Source organism: Streptomyces sp. NPDC001027, assembly GCF_040299045.1.
In the GTDB taxonomy this organism is placed as follows: domain Bacteria; phylum Actinomycetota; class Actinomycetes; order Streptomycetales; family Streptomycetaceae; genus Streptomyces.
Genome location: NZ_JBEPBI010000586.1, coordinates 1 through 1,338 on the forward strand (window position 1 = coordinate 1; position 1,338 = coordinate 1,338).

The following is a 1,338-nucleotide window of genomic DNA, read 5'->3' on the forward strand; positions in this document are numbered from 1 at the left end:
ATCGTCATCACCGCCCGGCCGCCCGCCTGGGGCCCGGACCTCCGCCGGCTGCTCGGACAGCTGTTCTTCGAGTTCGTCGAGTTCCGCACGCCGCGCGGTGATCCGTTCCAGCAGCTCGGGATCCGTACACCGGATCGTAGAAGGCCGTCGGCGGTGGTGCGGTCAGCGGTGCAGAACCGCCACGTTCTCCACCACTGGCGGGTCCTGGTCGGCGAGAGCGGTCACGACCCGCACCGGGCGGTTGCTTCGCCCGCGCCGTGAACGCTTACGACAGAGCCACCACTGCGATCGGCTCGTCGTGCGGCCTGTCAACGGGCCCGCGCCGCCTGTTCATCGCGCAGCGCCTGCAGAGCCTGGATGGCGTCCGTGGGGGCGTTGGCGAGGATCCGGCCGACGAAGTGCGCGATGGTGTGGGCTATCCCCGGCGCGGCAGTCGCGGGGGCGTGCGTGGCGTACTCGCGGATCGCCGTCGGGTAGGTGACGCCGACCTCGTCCAGGACGAAGGCGTGGGCGCAGGGGTCGGAGTCGTCGGGCGGTGCGGTCGCGGGGAAGACGACCGGTTCCGCGATGCCCGGCAGTAATCCCGGCAGCTGCTCCGCCTCGGGCGCGAGCTGCGCTGCGGTCGCGTCGTCTGCGGCCTCCACCGCCGGGACGTGGTCGAAGCCGTGCTGGACCAGGTGGGGGGGGCAGTGACGGAGCGATCGGGGACGTGGGCATCTGTGGACGTACGGGGGCCAGCCCGGTTGTCCCCGCAGTCAGGTGTGACCGGAAGGCTCTGGCCGGCAATCAGTGTCTCGCCTGTCCACTCGTCGAAGGACACGATCGGCCAAACGTGTTCGGTCGTCCCTGCGGGGCGACGTGGCTGACGGGTGACCGGAATCTCCTCGGTGAATTTCGTATCGTGCAGCATGTTGCGTATCAAGCAATGGCGGGTTCATGATTGCCGCGTTTGACGGGGTGTTCGGACGGCCCGGTGTTCGGACCTCGTTACCAGGGAGGCCAGATGGCAGCACGCAGGGGAAGACGGTTCGGTCTGTCGGCGATGGGCAGCGCACTCGCGGCGCTGCTGATCGCGAGCGTCGTGGGGCTGTGGCCGCCCCAGGAAGCGACGGCGGCGGGCCCGGACGGGAAGGCCGTGGCGGACCAGCTGCGCCACTGGCCCGCTCCGGTCGCCGAGAAGCTCGGCCAGGTCATCGCGGACCACGCCCACCAGGGCGAGTACGCGGTCTTCGACGCCGACAACACCACCTACCGCTACGACCTGGAGGAGTCCCTGCTCCCCTACCTGGAGATGCGGGGCAAGCTCAAGCGCTCGACGATGGACCCGTCCCTGAGGCT

Annotated in this window: 2 protein-coding genes and 1 pseudogene; 2 read left to right on the forward strand and 1 reads right to left on the reverse strand. The window is 69.9% G+C overall.

Annotation, left to right across the window (positions count from 1 at the left end; genetic code table 11):
• The coding region (locus tag ABT300_RS44110; RefSeq protein WP_351688833.1) for a hypothetical protein at positions 1 to 261 on the forward strand (261 nt) is incomplete at its 5' end.
• A gap of 47 nt (positions 262 to 308) precedes the next feature.
• On the opposite strand, the gene ABT300_RS44115 is transcribed toward ABT300_RS44110, so the two are convergent.
• Positions 309 to 644 carry a hypothetical protein gene (locus ABT300_RS44115; RefSeq protein ID WP_351688836.1) on the reverse strand — a complete coding sequence of 112 codons (336 nt, stop codon included), beginning with the start codon at positions 642 to 644 and terminating at the stop codon, positions 309 to 311.
• 359 nt (positions 645 to 1,003) lie between these two features.
• Here ABT300_RS44115 and ABT300_RS44120 point away from each other — a divergent pair.
• Positions 1,004 to 1,338 (forward strand): annotated as a pseudogene (locus ABT300_RS44120) (haloacid dehalogenase-like hydrolase); the annotation flags it as partial.